The sequence below is a fragment of the Paenibacillus sp. FSL H8-0283 genome (assembly GCF_045040675.1).
GTDB classification, from domain to species: Bacteria; Bacillota; Bacilli; order Paenibacillales; family Paenibacillaceae; genus Paenibacillus; species Paenibacillus amylolyticus.
On the sequence record NZ_CP150295.1, the window covers coordinates 4,585,379 to 4,607,341 of the forward strand.

The window sequence follows — 21,963 nt, forward strand, 5'->3', positions numbered from 1 at the left end:
AAGCTGTCTTCTAATGCAGGCAGCGTCTGATTCGGGCATCCAGCTCTACAGGTGAGAACGGTTTGGTCATGTAATCATCCACGCCGCTGCGGAAGCATTGACTAATCGTCTGCTCGACACGCTGTTCGGTCAACACGACAATTTTGGGTGGCTGCTCCATCTCCAGATTCTGAATATGATGGATGAACGGCAGACCATCGATGCCATACAGATTCAGTTCGGTGAGCACCAGATCTGGTGTGACTTTCTCGATCAACTCCAGTGCAGCCAGTCCATCAACGGCTTCATAGGTTTCGTATCCCTGCATCTTCAACCGCAATTGCAGGAATTCGCGTACCGTCGGATCGTTGTCCACAATCAAAATTCGTTCCGGCTCGTCCGCCGTATTGTCCAGCGTGTAGATATGAATCTCCGACGAATCTACGAGCTTCGAGGACTCAGCCATATGCTGAATAGTTGCCTTCGAAGGGCGCTCCCCTTCCGGGAAACTGGCCAGTGTAATCTGTGGATCGGCACCGGGTACAGTCTCTTGCAACTCATGTTTGATCCGAAGTCCTTCATAATGAACTTCATCCAGTGACAAACCTGGCAACAGGACGGCAATCGCTTGGGTAGCCCCATCCTTCCACACCTGGAAGGCAGACTCACTCGTTTGTTCCAGATGTGTCCTGACCTGCTGCTCAGGTTGAGAGTTTCCTGCACAATGGATGAACATTAAGCCGCATGTTTCGGCACCCGTTTCCTTCAATCCCTGTTCTACACTTCGGTACACATTAACGGCAGCCTCACGCTGCAATGTCGCCGTATTTGGCATGTTCTTTTCCACCCTTCTCCTCGATTATCTATAAGTCCAAAAAATATTATTTACACTGACACTCTGATGACAGAACAGCCTTTCGATCACTGTTATCCCAGATTGTTTGATTCCTTTATACAAGGGGAAATCCGGGGATAAAGGTATGCTTTCGATGCAGCTTTCTTTCAGAAAGCTTTTAGGTGCACGCTTCGCTTCTTCAGGCTTTTTCTGCCCTCTCCGTTATCGTGTAAATGTCTAGTTGGACATATAATTGCTTTGATTATTCTTTACTTAAGCGGCTTCGCTTGTTTTCTTCTCATCCTCGGACCAGCTTTGACGTGTCATGGTACCCCATGAGTTGTTGTTTTGCATGAACTGCACATGTCCCTGCAATCTCCACAGTACGCCGAGCTGGTGGTAACCCACGAATTTCAGCGCGGAGTAGACGAGCATTTTGACCAGATCGGAGAGTTTGTTGTAACGTTTGAAAGCAATCTCCTCCAGGACAAGTGCGCCTACACTCAGCAGATAACCACTCACAAAGTTCAGCAGTCCGAACAGAACCAGAATTGGCCATTGCGTCATGTCCAGAAGGACATATCCAGCGAGAGCCAGAAGTCCGGTAATCCGGAAATACGGGTTGAGCGCTTCAAAAAGGACGTTATATGGCATGGTCACCATACCCATAACCTTATATTTCGGATTGAACAACATGCCACGATTCTCGATCATGTTCTTCAGATTCCCGCGGCCCCAGCGCTTACGCTGACTGGACAAGATCCGGTAGGAATCCGGTGCCTGCGTCCAACATACGGCCTCAGGACAGAAGGCAATGCGGTACTTCAATTTGTTTTCCAGCATGTAACGGTGAAGTTTGATGATGATGTTCATGTCTTCCCCAGGATAACCATCCCGGTATCCACCTACGGCGATAACAGCGTCCTTACGGAACATACCGAAGGCACCGGAGACAATGATCAGACCGTTCATGTGACTCCAGCCAATCCGTCCGCCCAGGAAGGCTTTGAGATATTCGATCGACTGGAACATGGGCCAGATCTTGCGTGGCAGCGATACATCTTGCACTGCTCCGTTTTCAATTTTGCAGCCATTGGCGATCCTTACATCTCCACCGATGGCTACCGTCTCTTCCGGATTCTCCATATACATCCGTGCCATGCGGATCAGGGCATCCTTTTCCAGCAACGAGTCAGCATCGATCGAAGAGATCAACGGATAGTGGGACAGGTTGATCCCGGCATTGAGGGAATCGGCCTTCCCGCCGTTTTCCTTGTCAATGACATACAGATCCGGGAACTCCGGATTATGGTAGATCCCACGAATTTTCTGACAGGCGATCTTGCCCCGAATCTTCGTATTGGGTACTGGCTTCAGACGATATTCTTTCAACAGGATATTCAGTGTCGCATCACTGGAGCCATCATTCACCACAATGACTTCATACGTTGGATAATTCAGCGTCATCAGACAGTTCACATTTTCAATAATCGTCAGTTCCTCGTTGTATGCCGGTACCAGCAGAGAAACGGAAGGCACCAGTTCCGAGCCTGACAATGTATTGTATTTGGAATAATGCGACCGCCGGAAGATCGTCCAGATGTTACGGAACGATAAGGCCAGAATGGAAAAATAGAGTGTATTTACAAAAACAACATAGTAGATTGCGACCATGCCGTAGATTAATAGTAGATCCCTAAGCAGTGTAATCCCCTCCTACCGTAGCGACACCTGTGCGCTTCTTGCTGGTTCTGTTCTCTCGTACAGGGCCAAAATAGCGATCGTACAGCAGTCTTTTTTTGTTATGTGCAATCATCTGCTCTACAGCTCTGTCATCGGTTCTCGTATGCTGCATGGTACTCTCAATCTGCTGCATCGCAATCTCGCGCTCAGCAACTGTACCTTGCACCGCAGCCTGACACAGCGCTTCGAATCCCGGTTCACCGAGCTTGCTCAGACTCTCCGCACTGTTATAGCGAACTCTCCAGTCCTCATCCCGCAGCGCTTTGCGCAGCAATGGAATGCTTCCAGATGCATGCTTGTAACCAAGCGCTTGTACCACTTCGGCGCGAACTTCCGGATCGGGGTCCTGGATCAGCTTCAGAATTGTCTCATCCCGGAGCGCCGGACTTGCGCTAAGATACAGCTTCACCGCCTCGGCACGTACATCCTGATGTTCTGCGCCTACCAGTCTGTCGAGTGCAGGCATCACTTCAGGTACAGCCTGCCCCCACATGGCAACCAGTCCGACTTTGACAAAATCAGGATTCCGGTCTTCCAGCAATTCGATTAGAATTCTGCTCGTATCCAGACTCGTTTCGAGCAGAATATCTGCTGCCAGATGGTGAATTGAATTGCCTTTGGTTAACAGCAACGCCAGCATGTCTTTCAGTTCACCTTGTCGAGTCGTACATCTGGAGATAGAACGACCAATCATAATGGCCATCGGGCCCGGCTTCTCATCCTTCAGCAATTCCATCAAGCCCGGAACGGCTTCGGGACAACGCATGCCACCCAAGCGATAAGCCGCATCAATCTGGCGACCGTAACGCAGACGACCCAGTTCCTTCAGATCATGCTCTACGAATCCTGCTTCACGACACAGTACAATTAATTTGTCGCGATATTCACCCTTGAACTGGTCGATCCATTCAATCAGCCTGTCCTGAATGACTCTGCGTTCCAGCGGAGCCAGCTTGCCTGGTGGCAGTCTGAGCGGACTATTCTCGGTTAAAGCCGTTTGCAGATAGGTGAAGTAGTCACGCTGCTTCAATTCATAAAATGCCGTCTTACGTCGTTTGCCATTGTGGGACATTTTCATGGCAAACAATACGATGACGCCTACAACAACAAGTGCGATACAGATGTACAAAAACAGATAGGCCAAAGCCAAACTTGGAAACATGTGAAAAGGTCCTCCTTTATACTCATTTATTCGATCTGAAAACTAGGAATTTTTTCATAACTCTTCTTCATTTTTTCGTAGCTTAGCTTCAGGCGTTCACTATACTGCACCTGCTCCCAAGGCTGCCAGCTATATACCGGCAATGTATTCAGATCCAGGGTCGTCTGTTCACCCCCAGGCCAAGATACTTTCTTCGTGGCGCGGTCCGTTAACCACGGAATGAGGGTAACGCCTTTCACAGCAACTGTAGAGAACTCACGTCCATTCTTGAGTGGTCCATAGTCGATCGCTTGCAGCGAACTCGGATCACCGAACCCAAGCAGCATCCAGGGAATTCGCATCTCCACTTGATTGCCATTATACTGCCATGCCGTTAATGAATCCGTATCAGGTTGGCCGGGAGCCGTCGTTCCTCGCTTCAATGTTCCGACCTTTTCATTCATGAACGGTTGAGCAGATCGGGTATCCGGCGGTGTCATCCTCAGGCTGACTGCCAGATTCCATGGGTGGAACGGATTATCTGCGGAATCTGACTGCTGATCTGGCAGCATATCGTATCCTTCTTTGCCGTACAGACGCTGATTAAAGTCATAATCCTTGGCAATCTCCACCTGTGATTCTTCATCCTGCCCCAGTGTAATCACTGTCTCAAGACCATCACTGAGTGTCCGGCCCGGGAGTAACTTGTCAGGCTGACTGCCTCCAGCAAGTGTATCTGTGCCAATTCGCAGCACTGTCTTCTCCGGGTCAAACGGTTGATCCAAGGTCAGCCCAATATACAGATAGGCTTCATCATGAGTCATCTTCATTTCCTGAATGCCGTCCACTTGGCCCTGCCAGGTCGTGACCTCTTCAACCTTCAGATCATCCCAGTCATCCAGTGATCCGTCGATGGTCAACTGTTCCTGTTTACCCGGGTCCATGGCAAGCAGACCAAACATCTTCTCGTTTGTCAGCACGTTCAGCCAATATGCACGGCGATCAGCCGGGATTTCCAGTGGCATCGTGTTCCATGTTTTTTTGAACCATTCATCCTGCCACATGAACACAATCGCTCCCGAGTATCCTTCATCATAGATATCCTGCGTCAGTGACGCGTCAATATCTCCCTGCTCTACTTCGTTATGTCCACCCTGATTCCGTCCTCCCATACCCAGATGGGAAATACCAAGAGAAGAGGGTACGCCATACTCTGTAATCATTACAGGCATATCGGAAAACTCGGCTTTCAGCTTGCGCAGATAACTTTTGTACGTGTTGTACTCACCGTTCTCATCCTTGATGGTTTGGAGCGTTTTATCGATATGGAACAGATCCGGGTAATACGGGTACACATGGTAGGCTGCAAAATAACCTCCCTGCCACGCCTCCGGCTGAATATGTCGGGCATCCACACTGACGAGATCCTCTTCATACAGCGGCTCGCCGGGATGATCCAGCACATCGGTCGTTACCCAGTTGGTGAAGGTCATCGGATGTTCCCACCCATACTTCTTCTCCAGGACCGCCGTATGATCCAGCAGCTCTGCCAGCCAGTTCTCGAACGGTGACGCTTCTGGACTCGCCGAGAAATGAACTCCCTTGTACTGCGGCACGTCCGCATGTTTTGCGTTTGTGTTGTCCACCATCGCCGGGTCCCATTCCGTCCCCACATGCCAGGCCATCAGGTATTTTCCTGCATTTGTTTTATATTTGCCGCTGGACTCTCCCTGCTTGGCAGGAATGTCCGCATCGCCATAGACAGCAGATACGGCCTTTTCAATCTCCTGCTTGAACGTCTGCTCAATATGCGCCGCATAGGCATCCTGCTTCTCAATTAACTCTTCTTCAGGTGACCATATGCCCTGTATAAAATATAACGGTTGCTCCCGGCCGCGGTTATATTCGACTAATGCGGAGTAGAAAATCGGTTCGTGAACCGTGTATACCCGGATTACATTGGCTCCCAGATCCTCGATCTGCTGGAACCACCGCAAGTAATCCTCTTTGGTCAGCGGGAATTCTCCCGGGTAATGCCCCGGTGAAGTTGCGCCCAGGTTGACACCTTTGACGAACATCTCCCTCCACGTTCCATCTGGCCCGTATTCCATGAACCGGTCTCCATCGGTCTTGAATTTCATCTCCGTGCCGTTCTCCGCTGTGTACGTAACGAGCTTGGGTTGCATATAGTGCCATCCGGCAAATATCCCACCGGTCACCACCACTGCTCCTGTCAACACCGTTAATAGCCAGCGTCTTCGTCTTTGTCTGCTCATGTCTTTAGATTGCTCACCTCTCTAATATGCATCCTGCTTCAACATCGAATGGTCCAACATGAAGTTTACGAATCTTTCCGCTTCGGATGTCCGCTTGGTAGAGATGTCAGCGGTGTAGTTCTCACTATAGCGCTAAGACTCTGCATTTGTAACTAGGCTGATGGAAGCAAACATGAAATGGAACATTCTGCCCATAATTCGTAAAAAGAGCCATCAACTAGCACCGGGAAGCCTCTGAGATACGTCTGATTCCCGAACACTAATATCTGCTGGAATCGCATGGTATTGGTGCCCTGCTGATCTTGCAATTCTGGAACCTATATTGTTATGTGCAACGCGGGTACAGGCAACGTTTGCCGTTGGAACACATACCCCATTAAACGCGAGTCATTATTTAAAGTTGCGGACCTTTTTACAGTATTAACCATAAAGATTACAAAATTGATACTATAGTCCGATAACGCATCAGCGATATTCCGCGTCACATCAAGGTTTTCTGAAAAATGCAGAAAATCAAAAAAGGACGTCAGTCCCCCTCTCTAGGACTGTGCCCATTTATAACCCTTTTACAAAAACCCAAATGAACGCCCGGTCATCAACCGTAGGTCATGGATCTCTCACATTAAATGTAAAAAAGCACATCTTATTTCCTAATTTCTGCCTCTAATATGGCTAACCCATAATTGTGTCCAATTTGCAAAAAAATTCCGGTTGCCGCATTTCGAATTGTCAGATATGCTTATAAAACAAGAACACTTGTTCCATACTGTAAATAAACTGTTAATTATCGATGTTCAAATGAAAATAATTGCTTCTTAACATAAGAGCTTAGCATCACGAATAAGGAGAGAAGTCTTATGCCCCGCCAAGACAGACGTGTCATCATGCTGGCAGACTGCCAGTCATTCTATGCCAGTGTGGAGAAGTCTGCACATCCCGAATACAAGGACCGCCCCCTCGTAGTCGCGGGAGATCCGGCGCGCCGTTCGGGTATTATTCTTGCGGCCTGTCCACTCGCCAAGTCCTATGGAATTACGACAGCAGAACGACTGGGCGAAGCGCTCGCCAAATGTCCAGATGTTGTTGTTGTTCGTCCCCGGATGGCCGAATACATTCGGGTGTCCCTTCATATTACACGTATCCTTCAGTCTTACACCGATCTGGTGGAACCCTATAGTATTGACGAACAATTTCTCGATGTCACCGGAAGCCTGGATCTGTTCGGCAGCCCCGAGACGATTGCCCGCAGCATTCAATCGAGGGTGATGGATGAGACGGGTGTGTACATTCGGATCGGTATCAGTGATACCAAGGTCGTAAGCAAGATGGCCTGTGATCTGTATGCCAAAAAAGTCCCGGGAGGCATCTGCACGTTGCCTCGTAAAGATCTGCCTTCAACCATCTGGCAGAAGCCTGTACGAGACATGTTCATGGTCGGTTCCCGCATGGCGCAGCACCTCTACAAGATGGGCGTCCATACGATCGGGGATCTGGCCCAGACCCCACTGTCCCGACTGAGAGAACGTTGGGGTGTGAATGGCGAGGTACTGTGGCGTATCGCCCGCGGTATTGATGATTCCCCGGTCAAACCCGGGACATATGCTCATCAGCAGCAGGGAATCGGACATCAAATGACGCTGCCCCGGGACTATGACTCCTGGGAAGATATCAAGGTGGTACTGCTTGAACTGGCGGAACTCGTCAGTCGACGTTCCCGGGACAAATCACTCATGGGCCATGTGGTCTCGGTTGGATGTCGCGGACAGGATTATGATCGGCCAACCGGTTTCTCCCGCCAGATGAAGGTGAAAGAACCCACCAACATTACGGATGAAGTATACGATGCGGCAGCAGCTCTGTTCCTGCGCCATTGGGACGGATTACCCATCCGCCGCATCAGCGTGTCACTGACCGGACTAGTGCCTGATTCCGAAGTACAGCTGTCCTGGTTCGATGATCGTGAACGTAAAAGAGAATTGGAACGTGCCACGGATGATATCAAGCGCAGGTACGGAGAAACCGCCATTATGCGGGCATCCTCCCTCTGCTCGTCCGCGCAAGCCCATGAACGTTCTCATAAAATTGGAGGTCATTATAAATGAGTAAAAAATTGCAGCAAAACGGTATCTTCGAGTCCTCACGTATGATGCTCCCCGAACACCGGGAAGCTTACATTCTTCATCAGGAACAACTTGCTCCTCGTACCCGCCCATCTCTGGATGCCCAGGCCGCGGAAGAAATGTCCCGTTTGCTCAGCAACTCGATGATGCTTGGAGATAGGGTCACTATTACCGTGTTTCACGAACATGATGATATTCGTTACACGGGGCAAGTGCTTCGACTGGACCGTCCGGCTCGTACCCTCAGACTGCTGATGGAAGATGGGTCCCGGGATATTCAGATGAACCTCATTACGGATGTCGAGCTTGCCAATGAGTGGATGGATGCGTGACCCTGAGAAGGATTGAAAAGATAGATGAACAAAGAAAATAAATTAATAGATTAAATCACTCTACACAAAAATGAAACACACAATATTTAATATAAAAAATTCATATAAAACAAGATTATCCTTTAACTTCAAACATAATTTCTCCGAACCTTCACAACTTCTAGTCTTCATTAAGATGATTGCAAATGAACTATTCATCCTACTTCAATAATTTAGAATCGGATGGTAATTACGTGTATGTAAAATCTTTGCGACTCAAAAAGAAAGATAATTAGTCATATTTTCAAAATATGTTATAGAAATTAGTACTAGTATTCCATCAGTCTTTAAAGAGTGGATATAAACGTTTGAGTTTAATTCGAGCATCCTCGGTAGTAAATTGCCAATCCACTCCCGCTCGTTTTCCCATGCCGAAAGTTCACGAGCCAGCTCCGTTTCTGAGGGGATCGGCAACCTAGGGCATTGACGGGTCATCACACTGAGTTCAATCTCTGCGAGATTTAGCCAAATTTCCATGTTTCGGAGTGTAATGAATGTCCAAACGTTTCGCCAGTCGTAAAGCCTCTTACGGTTCAAATGCCTGATATACCGATGCAATGGCATCGGTATTCAGATTATCCATCACCAAGCAGACTTTCGGGGCATCGGAATACTGGACGTCAAGTAACTCTCGGATTTCTTCGGCCCATTCGATTCTCGTGCGCCGGGATCGCACACTCACCTGACGCCATCCGCCAAACGGTTCGGTAAAGATGAAGATGCTACATGTCTCCTAACGTTCATATTCTGCACCTTTTTTCAGGGGTTTGGCAGGCTTCATCGGGATAGGATTCCGAGCTTTGTCCAGGAGCTGGTATGGTTTTTCATCCATGCAAATCACTGGACAATTCGGATCGTAAGGCAAGCGATAGACTTCGAGTACACCATCGCTGCCACAAATGCAGCATTTTGTTTTTGCGGAATACACCAGCTTTTACGAAGGTGCGGCTTGAGTTCGTTTTTTTAAAATTTTTCCCACCGTATCGTAAGTAAGGTTCTCGATATAATTCAGTTCAACCGCTTTGTCTGAGAGAAACCGTGAAAAAACAACGACTTTTCCCGGCAGGAGGTTCGCTGCAACTAATCGCGATAATCCGGGCTTCCAGTTCAACGGTCACCTTAGGCGGATTCGGAGGTGTCAAACGCTTCTACCGTTCCAACCTAGGTTGAAGTCCCTGCTCGGCAAAGCGCTTGCGAACGAAATGCACGATATTGGCGTGCACCTGCAAACGCTCAGCAATTTCTACATCCGAAAGGCGACCATTCGAGCGCTCTTCATCCTCCCAGAGAAGAATTTGGGCTCGATGAAGCAAATATTGGTCGATTGAGCGTAAAATACGAATGCGATTTAGGTGCTTTTGCATAAGCAACAGGCTATTTCAGTGTTACCAAGCAAGAGAGATTCAACCTTATAATCGAGATATCTATAGAGAACGTCATTTAGTGAAATGTTTCTTCATAAAGTAAACAAATATCGTCGTCTAGCGACCCGCTACGTTAAATTAGCGTGTACGTTCAGGCTTTTTTGACTTTGGCATTCATTATAGTCTAGCTTGCCTGAGTTTGAAGACACATCCTAGTAACAAAGGTTGCTAATTAAACTATAAGATTCGGTTACATTCAAGAAATTCCATATAGGAATAAGTACTGTAATGTTGATAGAACACATTATTGTTTACAGTATTTCACTTAAATTCTATTTGTTATGTACTAAATTTAAATATAATGGTATAATTGTTTTTGATTTCAAAATATAAGGAGGTAAGATTATTTATGAAAAATTCAAGGTTTATTATGAAGATTTTGCTTACAATGATCCTTACATTAAGTCTGACTGTACCTGCTTTTGCACAGCAGGTAGAAGAAAACCTGGATGAAGTTCAAGGATTGGCCCTACCTATAGACAGATTCAATGTTCTTTATGGTAAACCAACTAGCGATCCAGAAGAAATTACAAGTATTGAAAAGAATGCCAGCATACAAATTCAAAATATTCAGATTACTGGTAACCAACTTTCTCTATCTGCAATAGTCGATTATAATAACCAAAGCAAGACACTTGAGGCCACTGGAGAACTTTACAATAGCTATAAACAGCAAGATTCAATTAATAGTATTGTCGGCGACCTTCAAGATCAAAGCGGTAATTTTGAAATAAAATTATTTGATGTTTACAACGATACATCTGAAGAAAAAATGATCGCGGATTATTCTCTTCAGAATAAACCACATTTAAAAACATACTTAACCGACCATCAAGGGAACATCATACTTTTTGAAACACCTCTTCCTAAAGATCTAGAACGTGTTTCTGTAAGTAATAATGAGAAAATTGATACTGAAAAGGATTTCTTTTGGTTCAATGATATTATAACTCCATATGAGCAAAAAGAGATCCCAACCAACGATACTATAAAATCGGCTCTTGGCGTGGATTCTGTTTCCCCCACAGCAGTTGGATATTTCTCAGATTGGACGCACAGCACGACATACTATAAATCATTTTATATTGGAAGCGACTATATTCAAGCTTATTCACTGCCTTATGGGTCATGGAAAGCTTTAGATGTAAAAAATCAATCCACATGGACAAATAGTTTTAAAATTGCAGAACATGTGACTGTAAATGGACAAACTAATAGAAGCGTAGATAGCCCTTTCAAATATCGTAATGTCAAGTTAAGTACAGCAGTTGGAGCAAAGTCTTCCATAGTTACTGCGTTTATCGATGGTCGCCTTGCTGGGATAAACAGTGGGTCTAGTCTGGCTATTAAAATCGCAGAAAAAGCATGGTCAAAAGCTTTACCTCTAGCACCTTCTATTAGTGAAATTAGAAGTTGGGTTAATGCTATTATAGATGCAGGAACAAGTAAAACTGTGACACTTGGAAGCTCAAACATTAAACTCAATACATCCCCTACTGTAGTTGAATCTGTTAACTCTGGAAATAATCAAATGTTTAAGATTACAGACTTGAACGGTTCTAATACGGGGCATCATTTAAGCCTCCAGACTGTGGTACAGTATGAAAGCGATACTGGCACATCGGCTACAGCAAACGCTATCTTAACCATTAAATGGGACGTTATGTATGCTAACGCCTTATTGAATACAAGTCAAAAAGAGGTTACATTCCAATACAATGTTTCTAAATAATTTTTGCGAGGTAACTCTAGTGAGTTGCCTCTTCTTTGCTCAAACAACCTGAGGAATAGAGGAATATCTATGTTGAAAAAAAACTATATTCAAATACTTCTTGTATTAACAATTATGATACTCGTTGTTACGAATATTTCACAATACAAGGCTAAAGAGTTGTACAAATCAGCACTTACAAATCAATTGAACACTGATATCACCGAGTTACGAAGCGCATTGTCCTCTAACGACTTGGCTTATGAAGAAATTTTGCAATCTGATAAGCTTTCAAAAGACCAATCTAACTATCTCATGGAAAATAATGATGAAATTAGAAAAACCGTTGATAATTACTCAACTTTAGCTGTTCAATTAGGCGAAGCTCAATACACAGAAACCCAACAAAACGCCTTGAAGCTTACACAATATTTCAAAGGTTTAAACGGTGACAATGAAGAAAAAATTCTTGATTCTAACACTAAAAATGTAATTGAAAAGGCACAACAATTGAATAAAAAGTGGAGTAATACTATGGCAAACACACAAATAAAAAGCATTGCTAATGATTCTTGGATTGAATTGCTGATGAATTTAGAGAATGATACTCAAACGTTTCTTACAGAAAATAAGGTTAAAAGTATTGAGGAATACTGGCTAGAAAGACGAGAAATTCAATAATAATAGAAAACAACCTTCCAATAGTTATAATATGTATTGCGAAGGTTGTTTTCTATCCCTAAAGAACATATTAATGTTATGTTTGCTTTTCAAACCGAACCTATCAAAGACTTTTGAATCCCTTTATTTAGAAAAAGCTCCAGTCGAATTCCTTGGACAGACGCTCGAGCAGATGCACACCGGCAATACTGTTGCCTTTGCGATTCAGAGCCGGGCCAACAAGACCTATGCCGAATTGTCCCGGTACAAGGGTCAGAATTCCACCGGATACTCCACTTTTGGCGGGCAAGCCGACCTCGATGGCAAATTCGCCTGATGCATTATACATACCACAGGTGGTCATGAAGGTTTTGGCAATCTGAACATAGCGACGAGGGATGAGTTCTTCTCCCGTAATTGGATCTGTTCCATTATAGGCCAGAACGAGTGACATTCGAGACAGATCTGCACACGTCACTTCAATGGAGCAATGACGGAAATACACGGCAAGCACGTCTTCAACATCATCCTTAATGACCCCGTTGTGCTTCAAAAAGTAGCCAAGTGAACGATTCATATGACCGCTCTCCGATTCGGACTGGAATACCTCTTCGTTATAGCCCAGCTGATCATTATTCGCCAGTTTGCGGAAAAACTCCAGAATACGCCGTGATTTCTCTTCCTTACAATCTCCTCCAACAAGAGAAGACACCGTAATCGCACCCGCATTGATTAATGGATTAAATGGGATTCCGGGTTCAACCAATTCAAGCTTGATCATCGAATCGTAATCGTCGCCTGTCGGTTCTTTTCCTACATTAAAGAAAACCGCTTCTTCCCCATGATCCATCAGGGCCAGAATAAGGGTAAATACTTTGGAGATACTTTGCATCGTAAATGGGACACCGCAATCCCCTGCTGACACATAGTTTCCTTCGGCGTCCATGATATGTATACCGAGCTCATCCTGAGAGGCTTTGACAAGCTCCGGGATATAAGAAGCCACCTTACCTTGCCCGGTGTGCAAACGACTGGTCTCCAGCCACTCCGGCAGTAATGCATTCAGACGTTCCATGGTTGAATTGCTCATATCTCATCTCCTCCACATCTCTATATAAGCAAGCATCATGCATGAAATGTTGAACCCATGCACCATGATGATAATGAGTTCCAGCCATCTCATGCAAAATGCCCTATATTATCTGATTACCCTCAGAACAGTTCCTTTACCGCTTCATTTGAAGATTTAACTCCAAGATCTCACCAGGAAGACCATCGTAATCACCTGTCCAGGTGGATACAAAGTTCTGCCTGGTCAAGATCCGGCGGGAAGCAGCGTTACCCGGATCGATAACTGCATAGAGTGATCCAATCCCTGCGGCTTGTGCCTGAATAATCAACCGTGACGCTATGGATGTGCCTTGACCTTTGCCCCAATGTTCAGGTAGGATCATGTAACCTATCTCAGCCTTGGTCGGGTCCTCCTGATCCGGAATCAATTTGGCATACGCCACACCGGCACCATCTTCACTATATACTCGGTAATGTCCGCAAGTGGAACGCTCATTAAACTCCAGCATGGACTCAAATTGCGTTCTCGCCTCTTGCTCAGGTATTGCACGTTCTGTAATCTGTTTCATTACTTCCATATTGGAAACCAATGCATAATAATCATCAAAATCAGGTTGTGTGTATTTAATGAACTTCATGATATGCCTCCTCTGGGGTACATAACTTGTCTTGGTCTTGTTGAATTCACCTAGAGTATAACAGATGCGAATGATGGAATGCACACAAGGCACCATGCTTGCAGGCAGCCAGATGGTCCGATAGGCCAACTAAGTCAGCAATCTGAACACTGTAGATACCAAAAAGCGGCCTCAACTGGAGACCGCTTTGTTTACTTTGTTTTTTAATTTGCTTTTTAAGATGAAGAAATATCCTCAGTTCCGTACTTCCAGTGCATGTTGTTAGCTTGCCCGTGATGAAGGGTTAAGGTTCATCTGTTTTTCACGTTGACGTGCACGACGACCTTCACCTGGAGGGGTAATGATCAGTGCGAGCAACAGCGAGACAGCGCAGAGTACAGCAATCACGATGAAGGTCAGATGGAATCCGCCCAGCAGGGCGCTGATGAATGATCCAGCCAAAGCACCAAATCCAAATCCCTGATAGATCACACCATAGTTTTTGCTCTGATTTTTCAATCCGAAGTAATCGGCCACAATCGCCGGGAATACCGTAATGTTACCGCCAAAGCAGAATGCAACGGCCGCCACACAGGCGAAGAAGATCCCGAAGGTCAGTGGAACCAGACTAAGTGTCATGACAGCTACGGCTGTAACCAGCAACGCACCAGCGATGACTTTCATTCGTCCTACTTTATCCGACAGCGCACCGAGAATAATACGTCCTGCCGTGTTAAAGATTGCAACCATGGCCACTGCGTTTGCAGCGGTAGCTACATCAAGACCTGCAAGCTGTACACCGATATCTTTGACAATACCGATCAGGTACAGACCGCTCATACACGCCGTGAAGAAAATAACAAACAGCATATACGCTTCTTTTGTACGCAGCATCTCTTTTACCGTATAGTCATGACGTGCTACGACTTGTTTGGATCCTTCCTTGCTTGCCGGAGCCTGTTCACGAACAACCGCTTCACGGATCAGGAATGATCCCGCAACGACCAGAACAAGAACAATAATGCCCCAGTACATAAATGCCTGAGCAGGACCAACGGCACCAATCAATGCCGTGTTCACATATTTGAACAATAAACTACCGGTACCAAAGGCGCCGACCGAGATCCCCGAGATTAGGCCTTTACGCTCCGGGAACCATTTGATCAGATTAGACAGCGACGTGATGTACGCCGTACCATCTGCAAAACCAACGACAAATCCAGCCAAAATGTACAGCAGTGTTAACGAGGTGACTTGGGAACTCAGAATAAGACCCAGCCCAAGCACAACCCCGGCTACACGGATCAAGCGCTGAAGACCCCAACGTTCCTGCAACCGACCTGCAAACAATGTGGCAAAAGCCAAAGCAAAACTGGTAATTGAAAAAGTTATCGCGACCGAGCTGACGTCCCATCCGAAACGATCAGACAACGGTTGATTAAATAAACTCCAAGTATAGATGGTTCCAAGACCCATTTGTACAATGATGGTCCCCAATACAATAAGCCAGCGGTTCATTTTTGTAGGTGCAGAAGTTGATTCAGGTGTTGATGAAACGGATGAAATTGTTGCTTTCATCGTGATCTCCCCTTTGCCGATGTCATATACATGAATGCGTTCACAAGCTAATCATACATGAAAGGGGATTCATCACACCGTTTTGAGCATGAGTTGCATCAGATGCGGAATGAAATGCTTCTAGATGCGCATGAGTTGCCTGAATTCTTTGACCTTCCCACGACTCACGGGCACTTCAGCTTCCAAATCGCGCAGACGGAGCAGATACGTATTGTTGAACCAAGGTACAATTTCACGGATTTGCGACAGATTTACGACGTACGAACGGTGGCAGCGAAAGAACGTATCCTGTGGCAGACGGCTGTGAAAATCCGATATGCTCACTGGCATGGTGAACTCCCCATTTTTGGTATATACCTTCGTCACTTTCTCTTGTGCTTCCGCATAGTAGATATCTGCCGTATCCGTAACAATAATATTGTCATTCCGCAGCAGATTAATTCTTCTGTCTGTATGGGAATTCGTATCTCGTTCTCGTACCAGTTCACCATGCGCAGCAGATCCGTCCGCCGTAGGGGCTGGTCCATCCTCAACATGTTGCTCCACCGGCGCATGATCACGTTTGAATGCGAGCTCCAGCTTATGGAGCATTGCAGCAATTCGTTTCTCGTCATACGGCTTCAGAATATAATCAAATGCCTCCAACTCAAAGGCTTCCGCTGCATGTTCCTTATACGCCGTCGTAAATACAATGTAGGGTTTCGTTGCAAACTTCCCAATATGATGGGCCAGCATCATACCGTCCAGCGAGGGAATATTGATATCAAGGAAAATGACATCTACTTCTTGTTCCTGCAAAAATTTCAGTACATCCAGCCCGTCTTCAAGGCGGTCCACAACTTCAATCTGACTATGTTCCTGGATTAAATAATTCAATTCCTCACTTGCCAGAATCTCGTCTTCCACAATAAGAGCTCTCATTGATCCATCATCACCTTGTTACGACATCTCCTTTGGGCACATCAAATAAAATATCGGTTCCTTGTTCCAGCCTTGTAATGGTTACACCTTGTCCGTAGATAAGCTTGACCCGGCGATGCACATTATATAGCCCGATCTGGTTACCAGGCATACGGTCGTGGTAGACCCGTTCAATAATATCTGCACTGATGCCTGCACCTGTATCACTGACACTGATTCGCACAAACTCCGGATAATCCTGTACCCGAATTCGAACAGTCCCGGGTCCTTTGACCTTGAGAATGCCATGAATAATTGCATTTTCGACGAGCGGCTGGATAACAAGACTCGGAATATGCACCGCGACTTCATCAATGTCATAGATCACGTTAAGTCGGCTGCCAAAGCGAGCTTTCTCAATCTCTACATAATTACGGACCTGCTCCAGTTCCTTATGAATATCAATTAACTCATCCGACAGCTCCAGATTGTAACGCATGTACCCGGATAGATTCACAATCAGCTCCCGAGCACGATCCGGTTTGGTTCGGATGGACGATGCAATCGCATTTAGCGCATTAAACAAAAAATGAGGATGAATGGTTGTCTGTAATGCACGCAGCTCTGCTTTGTTGGCAGCAGCCTTGATCTCTTCTACCCGCGATACCTCCATCTGGGTCGAGATGATCTGCGATAGACCTACAGCCATCGTTTGTAATGGATACGTAATTTTGTACGCTTTGCGATAATAGATTTTGAGCGCACCTGTAATGTCTCCTCGTTCTTGGAGCGGAATGATTAACAGCGAGTGGATATCGGGTGTTTTTTCATCAATCACATCATTACTGATCGTAATCTCCCCGCTGGATATTGTCTTCTTGGTCATCTCACTTATAATTTCATTACCGATATGGTATCGTTCTTCACCAAATCCTACATACGCCAGCACATTCCGGGTATCCGTAATTGCAACCGCATCGGCCTGAATATCCTCCTGAATAATCCGGCAAATTTTGCGCAGAGAATCCTCATCAATCGATCGAAAATACGGCAAGGTTTTGTTTGCAATCTCCAGTGCCAGCTTCGCCTGACGAGCTGCAATCATTTCCTTTTCCCCTTCCACACTCTGTACCAAGAGCACAATCAGCCCAATGTTGACTTCACCCAGAATCATAGGCAGCGCAATCTGCGAGACAATATCGGCACCCAGTGGATCGGGATAGGAAAATAGCAGGATTAATAACATCGTGAGCGCTTCACAGATCATTCCAGCACCAATACCGATGATCCACCGCTTGGGCTTGGGCGTGTACTTATGTATATATCCGGAGACTAGACCCGCCAGGATACTTGTGATCAGACACGGTATAGCTGTGACTCCATCCATATCAATCAAATACCGATGTACCCCGGAGACAATCCCCGTAATAATACCCACAGGCGCTCCGAACAAAATACCACCCGATAACACGGCGATGATCCGTACATTCACCAGTGAACCTTCAACATTAATGCCCGTATATGTCCCGAAAATGGCAAAAGCACAGAATAACAAGGTAACCGCAATAGACTCCTGCCACCTTAATTTCCCCTTTTGCAGAATCTGCCTAAACCTTGGCACCCTCGACAGAAAGAATAAAAATATAATCAACAGCGCCGCCCGTTCAAATAAACCTAGCAGCATCGTAAACATTTCCAATCGTACTTCCTCCACATCTGTTTGAAAAATAAAATGCATACCGACACAGCCACGCCTTTTTGAAAGAACATCTAGGACATTAATCCATAAAGCTCGTATGCAACAGTTTACCGCTCCCCCCGGAGGAAAGCAAAGTCCATCCTGTGAAAAAACATCAACAAGACAGCACCATGCATGCATATGATAGTTCATCCCTTAACTTCTATGAAAATATCCGACTCCAGAAAAACCTATGTTATAATCAGTTGTCATGTTATTCCAATTATTCCCGATCGCTCATCGGCGATTGTCCTGCGAATAATCATAAGCATCTCAACTCTGACACTCATCGTTCAAGTCTACAACCTTAAAGGAAACCCATATAACTATATTTTAATATTCGTATTTATCGCTTCATTAATAGCCACTCGTTCTTTTAACGTTACGAACAAAAACAGATAAAAATAAAAACAATAGGCCATGGCAGGCTCTATACTATCTGAAACTAATCCAAAAAGGCCAACCAGACGTACCTGATTGACCTCAAGTCCAAAATTTATGAAAAATTTCGCCTGATAAAATAACTTGACGTGCAGCTCCAAGCATGGCAATAACTGTTGACCAAATTGCTACCATAAGGAGAATACGTATTGTCGTCCGGGTCGTAGAGCTCCCAGAAAGTGTCCGCTCCATCCTTCAGCATACCGCCCCAATACCTTCGGATCTGCTCCAGTGCCTGCTCCTCTTCCCCGCACATTATTAATGCATCAACATAATGATGAACCATGTACGGCGTGGTCATGCCAATAGCTTCTTCGTTACTCATTAACCGATCAAGTAATTGCCGGGAAGCTGGAGCATCCATGACCTCAGCCAGTACCATCCATACTTGCGATGCCCAGGATACCTGTCTTTTTTCACCACTGACGAAAAAGCCCTGCTCACCATCCCACAGATATTTGTGGGCTGCTTGCTCAGCGTCTTTGATGTGTGCGTTAATCCATTGCTCATACTCCGGCAACTCTAGTTCTTTGGCAATCGACCTTCCCCTTTTCATACTATAGATGAGAACTGCCTGAGCACCGGCCTGTTTATTTAGTTCTTCATGCCAGTCCAGAAAACAATACCATGTATCGTCATCCCTTACGATGCCCCGCTCATCAAGTCGTTTAAGCCCAATCTCAATCTGTTCTCTAGCCACCGGCCAAAGTTCTTCCAACGTTTCCCTGTCCTTGGTAGCTTCAAAATAGTCCCATAATGTCGCAATAAAGAACAACGCATAGTCATATAGGTAAATGTCGTCCACGTACGGTTCTGGTTGTTCGTACAAACAGGCTCCTACCTGGCCGCCTTCCAGTCTCGTTCCGGCAAAGAGATACAAACAGCGCTTGACGAGATCATTACAGCCGAATGTTTCATAATTGACGAGGGCCTGAAGGCGAAGATCTCCGATCCATAAACGTCGATCGCGCTTCGGTCCATCTTCGAATACCGTCTGCATGCAATCCCGGAGTGTCTTCACGGACACGCGATCTATTTCCAGCAGCTCCTTGTCGATACCTTCAGGCAATTGAGGTACTGCCCCTATGTCTGCTGAAGTCACCGTCAAGCAATATATATCGTTAATTCGAATATCGTAACGGATCGACGTTTCTACCACCTCGATTTTCAGATACCGAAAGGCATATCGACGGTTCAGTGTTAGCGTGCCAGGTAACACATCCATATTCACGATCTCGTCCTGAAGCCATGAACGGCTAAGCCAGCCCGAATATTCTGCAAAATTCTCACCGACCTCACAGGGCATTTCTCCAAATGTGAGCTTCAACCTGAGAGGTGCATCTGCATTGCTGCGTTCGTTAAGAAGCGACAAGGTCAGATAACCGACGAGATGCTCCCCGAAATCCAGCGTAACACTGTCTCCCTTGCACAACACTTGATCAGATAGTTGTTCTGCTAAGCCGAGTGGTTCGATACGCCACCCCTGAAAAGCCGACGCATCCGGAACTGCGCTCACGATATGTTCCGGATAGACCTTTTGCTGGTGAAGCTCCGGCATTAGACGCTGTGCTTTTTCCAGCCAGGCATTGTTTATCACTTTTTCATTCATTGCAGTGTCCTCCTTAACCTTTGACCGCCCCAACGGTCATACCACCGATAAAATATTTTTGCAGGAACAAGAACGCCAGCAGCAACGGTAGTGCGCACAGAAAGCACGCTGCAAACAGGACATTCCACTGCGTGGGATTTTGCTGATCGCCCAAAAATCCAAGCATGGCCAGTGGTAACGGTGAATCTCCTGCGCTGGAAATAAAGATCATATTGAAGAAATAATCGTTCCAGATCCAGACACCTTGTGTAATAATGACCGAAACCGTTACCGGAATGAGTAAGGGGAACACGACGGTCCAGAACCGTTGGAATAATCCCGCCCCGTCGATGTGCGCCGCTTCTTCTACCTCCTCAGGCACACCGCTTCGAATGAAGCCCGTGTACAGGAAAGTTGAAAACGGCAAACTGCACGTAATGAACATGAAAATAGGCGTATATTGATTTGTTGGAATATGCAGTGCATTGATCATTTGCACGATCGGTATCAATACCATTTGCGCAGGTACCACGAGTCCGGACAAAAAAAACAAATACATGAACTTGCTTAGCTTTGTTTTCAAACGGGCCATCGGGTAGGCCGCCATCGCCGCAAACAGGACAACGAACACGACTGATACGCCGGTTAACACCACGCTGTTCCATAGCGCTTCCGGAAAGTGCATGCGGTCGAAGGCAGCCTTGTAACTTGCAAAGGACATCTCCCGGAACAGGACCAGCGGATTTGTGTTGTTGCTTGGATCTCGGAGTGATGTCGAAAAGGCAATAATTAACGGAATCAGGTTTAACGCCATCACCAACAACACAACGACCTGAACGGACCCTTTCCCCAAAACTTTACGAAGCGTCATGCCGACACCTCCCGTTTGTTCATTTTCAGGACAAAAACAGCGGTAATGACGATAATCACGGCAAAGGAAATAACGCCAAGAGCCGAAGCTTTACCAAAGAGTTGTTCGGTAAATGCCATCTTGTAGATGGTATAAATCAGTGTGTTGGTAGCCGTGCCGGGACCGCCATTCGTCATGATAAACGGGAAGTCGAACGCTTTGAGTCCATTGATCAGACTTAACGTCACGTTAATTGTAATCGCTGTTGCCAGTAATGGAATCTTCACATGTCGCAGCAATCTCCATGAGCCGCAGCCATCAATCCGTCCTGCTTCCAAAAGGTCGCTTGGAACAGTCTGTAGTCCTGCAAGGAAGATAATCATTGTCGTTCCGATCGTCTTCCAGATCTCCACGAAGATAATAGAATACAGTGCGGTCGAGTAGTCACCCAGGAAATTCAGTTCATTTGCGATACCCAGTTTATCGAGAAAGGAAGAAATCAGCCCGTAATCCGGCATATAGACGTAGCTCCACAAAAAGCCGACGACAATCGCACTGAACAATGTGGGAATATACGCCAGGGAACGGTAAATCCCGGTTCCTCTTATTTTCATATTTAACAGCAAAGCCATTGCCAAACCGATGATATTGCCAGCTATGACGGTGACGAATGTATAGATCAGTGTATTTTTTAAAGAAATGCCTAGGATGTCGCTCCGGAACAATTCCTTATAGTTGTCGAAACCGATATAGTTATAGGCTTGGGCGTACCCGTTATAGTCCGTTATACTGTACTGGAACAACCGCAGGATCGGGAAGATCCAGAAGGTCAGGTAGAAGATCAATGCCGGCAAAGCAAACCAGTACATGGACTTTTTCATTACAGTAGAGCTCATCCTGCTCCATCCTTTCCAAGAGGG

Annotated in this window: 18 protein-coding genes; 4 read left to right on the forward strand and 14 right to left on the reverse strand. The window is 46.0% G+C overall.

Annotated elements, in window-relative coordinates:
* Nucleotides 1–10: 10 nt before the first annotated feature.
* The 4 genes from MHI52_RS20480 to MHI52_RS20495 all read right to left on the reverse strand — a co-directional run bounded on the left by MHI52_RS20480 (nt 11) and on the right by MHI52_RS20495 (nt 5,974).
* On the reverse strand, nt 11–814 hold the full coding sequence (locus MHI52_RS20480; RefSeq protein ID WP_036674925.1) for a response regulator transcription factor: 804 nt from the start codon (nt 812–814) through the stop codon (nt 11–13).
* 273 nt (nt 815–1,087) lie between these two features.
* On the reverse strand, nt 1,088–2,488 hold the full coding sequence (locus tag MHI52_RS20485; RefSeq protein ID WP_179088526.1) for a glycosyltransferase: 1,401 nt from the start codon (nt 2,486–2,488) through the stop codon (nt 1,088–1,090).
* A gap of 22 nt (nt 2,489–2,510) precedes the next feature.
* The gene (locus tag MHI52_RS20490; protein ID WP_405157546.1) at nt 2,511–3,719 is read right to left on the reverse strand and encodes a HEAT repeat domain-containing protein; all 1,209 of its coding nucleotides are present in this window, start codon (nt 3,717–3,719) and stop codon (nt 2,511–2,513) included.
* Nucleotides 3,720–3,745: 26 nt separating this feature from the next.
* Nucleotides 3,746–5,974: a hypothetical protein gene (locus MHI52_RS20495; RefSeq protein WP_405157547.1), complete on the reverse strand. Its 2,229-nt coding sequence runs from the start codon at nt 5,972–5,974 to the stop codon at nt 3,746–3,748.
* 857 nt (nt 5,975–6,831) lie between these two features.
* On the opposite strand from MHI52_RS20495, the gene MHI52_RS20500 reads away from it, so the two are divergent.
* Together MHI52_RS20500 and MHI52_RS20505 are read left to right on the forward strand one after the other, a co-directional pair.
* A complete protein-coding gene (locus MHI52_RS20500) occupies nt 6,832–8,076 on the forward strand; it encodes a DNA polymerase IV (RefSeq protein WP_405157548.1) in 1,245 nt (414 codons plus the stop codon).
* Nucleotides 8,073–8,426, forward strand: a complete 354-nt coding sequence (locus tag MHI52_RS20505) for a YolD-like family protein (protein ID WP_405157549.1) — start codon at nt 8,073–8,075, stop codon at nt 8,424–8,426. The genes MHI52_RS20500 and MHI52_RS20505 overlap by 4 nt, the downstream gene beginning before the upstream one ends.
* 565 nt (nt 8,427–8,991) lie before the next feature.
* Here MHI52_RS20505 and MHI52_RS20510 read toward each other — a convergent pair.
* Nucleotides 8,992–9,147, reverse strand: a complete 156-nt coding sequence (locus MHI52_RS20510; RefSeq protein WP_156946192.1) for a hypothetical protein — start codon at nt 9,145–9,147, stop codon at nt 8,992–8,994.
* A 466-nt stretch (nt 9,148–9,613) separates the two neighbouring features.
* The gene (locus tag MHI52_RS20515) at nt 9,614–9,829 is read right to left on the reverse strand and encodes a hypothetical protein (RefSeq protein ID WP_405157550.1); all 216 of its coding nucleotides are present in this window, start codon (nt 9,827–9,829) and stop codon (nt 9,614–9,616) included.
* Between the two features lie 409 nt (nt 9,830–10,238).
* Here MHI52_RS20515 and MHI52_RS20520 point away from each other — a divergent pair, with 409 nt between their 5' ends.
* The gene (locus MHI52_RS20520; protein ID WP_405157551.1) at nt 10,239–11,621 is read left to right on the forward strand and encodes a hypothetical protein; all 1,383 of its coding nucleotides are present in this window, start codon (nt 10,239–10,241) and stop codon (nt 11,619–11,621) included.
* 69 nt (nt 11,622–11,690) lie between these two features.
* Entirely contained in the window at nt 11,691–12,281 is a 591-nt protein-coding gene (locus MHI52_RS20525; RefSeq protein ID WP_036674918.1) for a hypothetical protein, read from the forward strand.
* Between the two features lie 127 nt (nt 12,282–12,408).
* Here the strand turns inward: MHI52_RS20525 and glsA are convergent, their stop codons facing one another.
* From glsA to MHI52_RS20565, 8 genes are all read right to left on the reverse strand, one after another.
* Entirely contained in the window at nt 12,409–13,350 is a 942-nt protein-coding gene (gene glsA, locus MHI52_RS20530; RefSeq protein WP_036614565.1) for a glutaminase A, read from the reverse strand.
* Between the two features lie 136 nt (nt 13,351–13,486).
* Nucleotides 13,487–13,969 (reverse strand): GNAT family N-acetyltransferase, encoded by a 483-nt coding sequence (locus MHI52_RS20535; protein WP_047843670.1) that lies wholly within the window; start codon nt 13,967–13,969, stop codon nt 13,487–13,489.
* Between the two features lie 261 nt (nt 13,970–14,230).
* A complete protein-coding gene (locus MHI52_RS20540) occupies nt 14,231–15,466 on the reverse strand; it encodes an OFA family MFS transporter (protein WP_036675050.1) in 1,236 nt (411 codons plus the stop codon).
* A gap of 180 nt (nt 15,467–15,646) precedes the next feature.
* Nucleotides 15,647–16,447, reverse strand: a complete 801-nt coding sequence (locus MHI52_RS20545; protein WP_047843671.1) for a LytTR family DNA-binding domain-containing protein — start codon at nt 16,445–16,447, stop codon at nt 15,647–15,649.
* Nucleotides 16,448–16,457: 10 nt separating this feature from the next.
* A complete protein-coding gene (locus MHI52_RS20550; protein WP_405159407.1) occupies nt 16,458–18,110 on the reverse strand; it encodes a LytS/YhcK type 5TM receptor domain-containing protein in 1,653 nt (550 codons plus the stop codon).
* A 550-nt stretch (nt 18,111–18,660) separates the two neighbouring features.
* Nucleotides 18,661–20,214, reverse strand: a complete 1,554-nt coding sequence (locus MHI52_RS20555; protein ID WP_405157552.1) for a sugar hydrolase — start codon at nt 20,212–20,214, stop codon at nt 18,661–18,663.
* Between the two features lie 13 nt (nt 20,215–20,227).
* Nucleotides 20,228–21,064 (reverse strand): carbohydrate ABC transporter permease, encoded by an 837-nt coding sequence (locus tag MHI52_RS20560; protein ID WP_127545475.1) that lies wholly within the window; start codon nt 21,062–21,064, stop codon nt 20,228–20,230.
* A complete protein-coding gene (locus tag MHI52_RS20565; RefSeq protein WP_036614579.1) occupies nt 21,061–21,939 on the reverse strand; it encodes a carbohydrate ABC transporter permease in 879 nt (292 codons plus the stop codon). The genes MHI52_RS20560 and MHI52_RS20565 overlap by 4 nt, the downstream gene beginning before the upstream one ends.
* Nucleotides 21,940–21,963 lie beyond the last annotated feature (24 nt).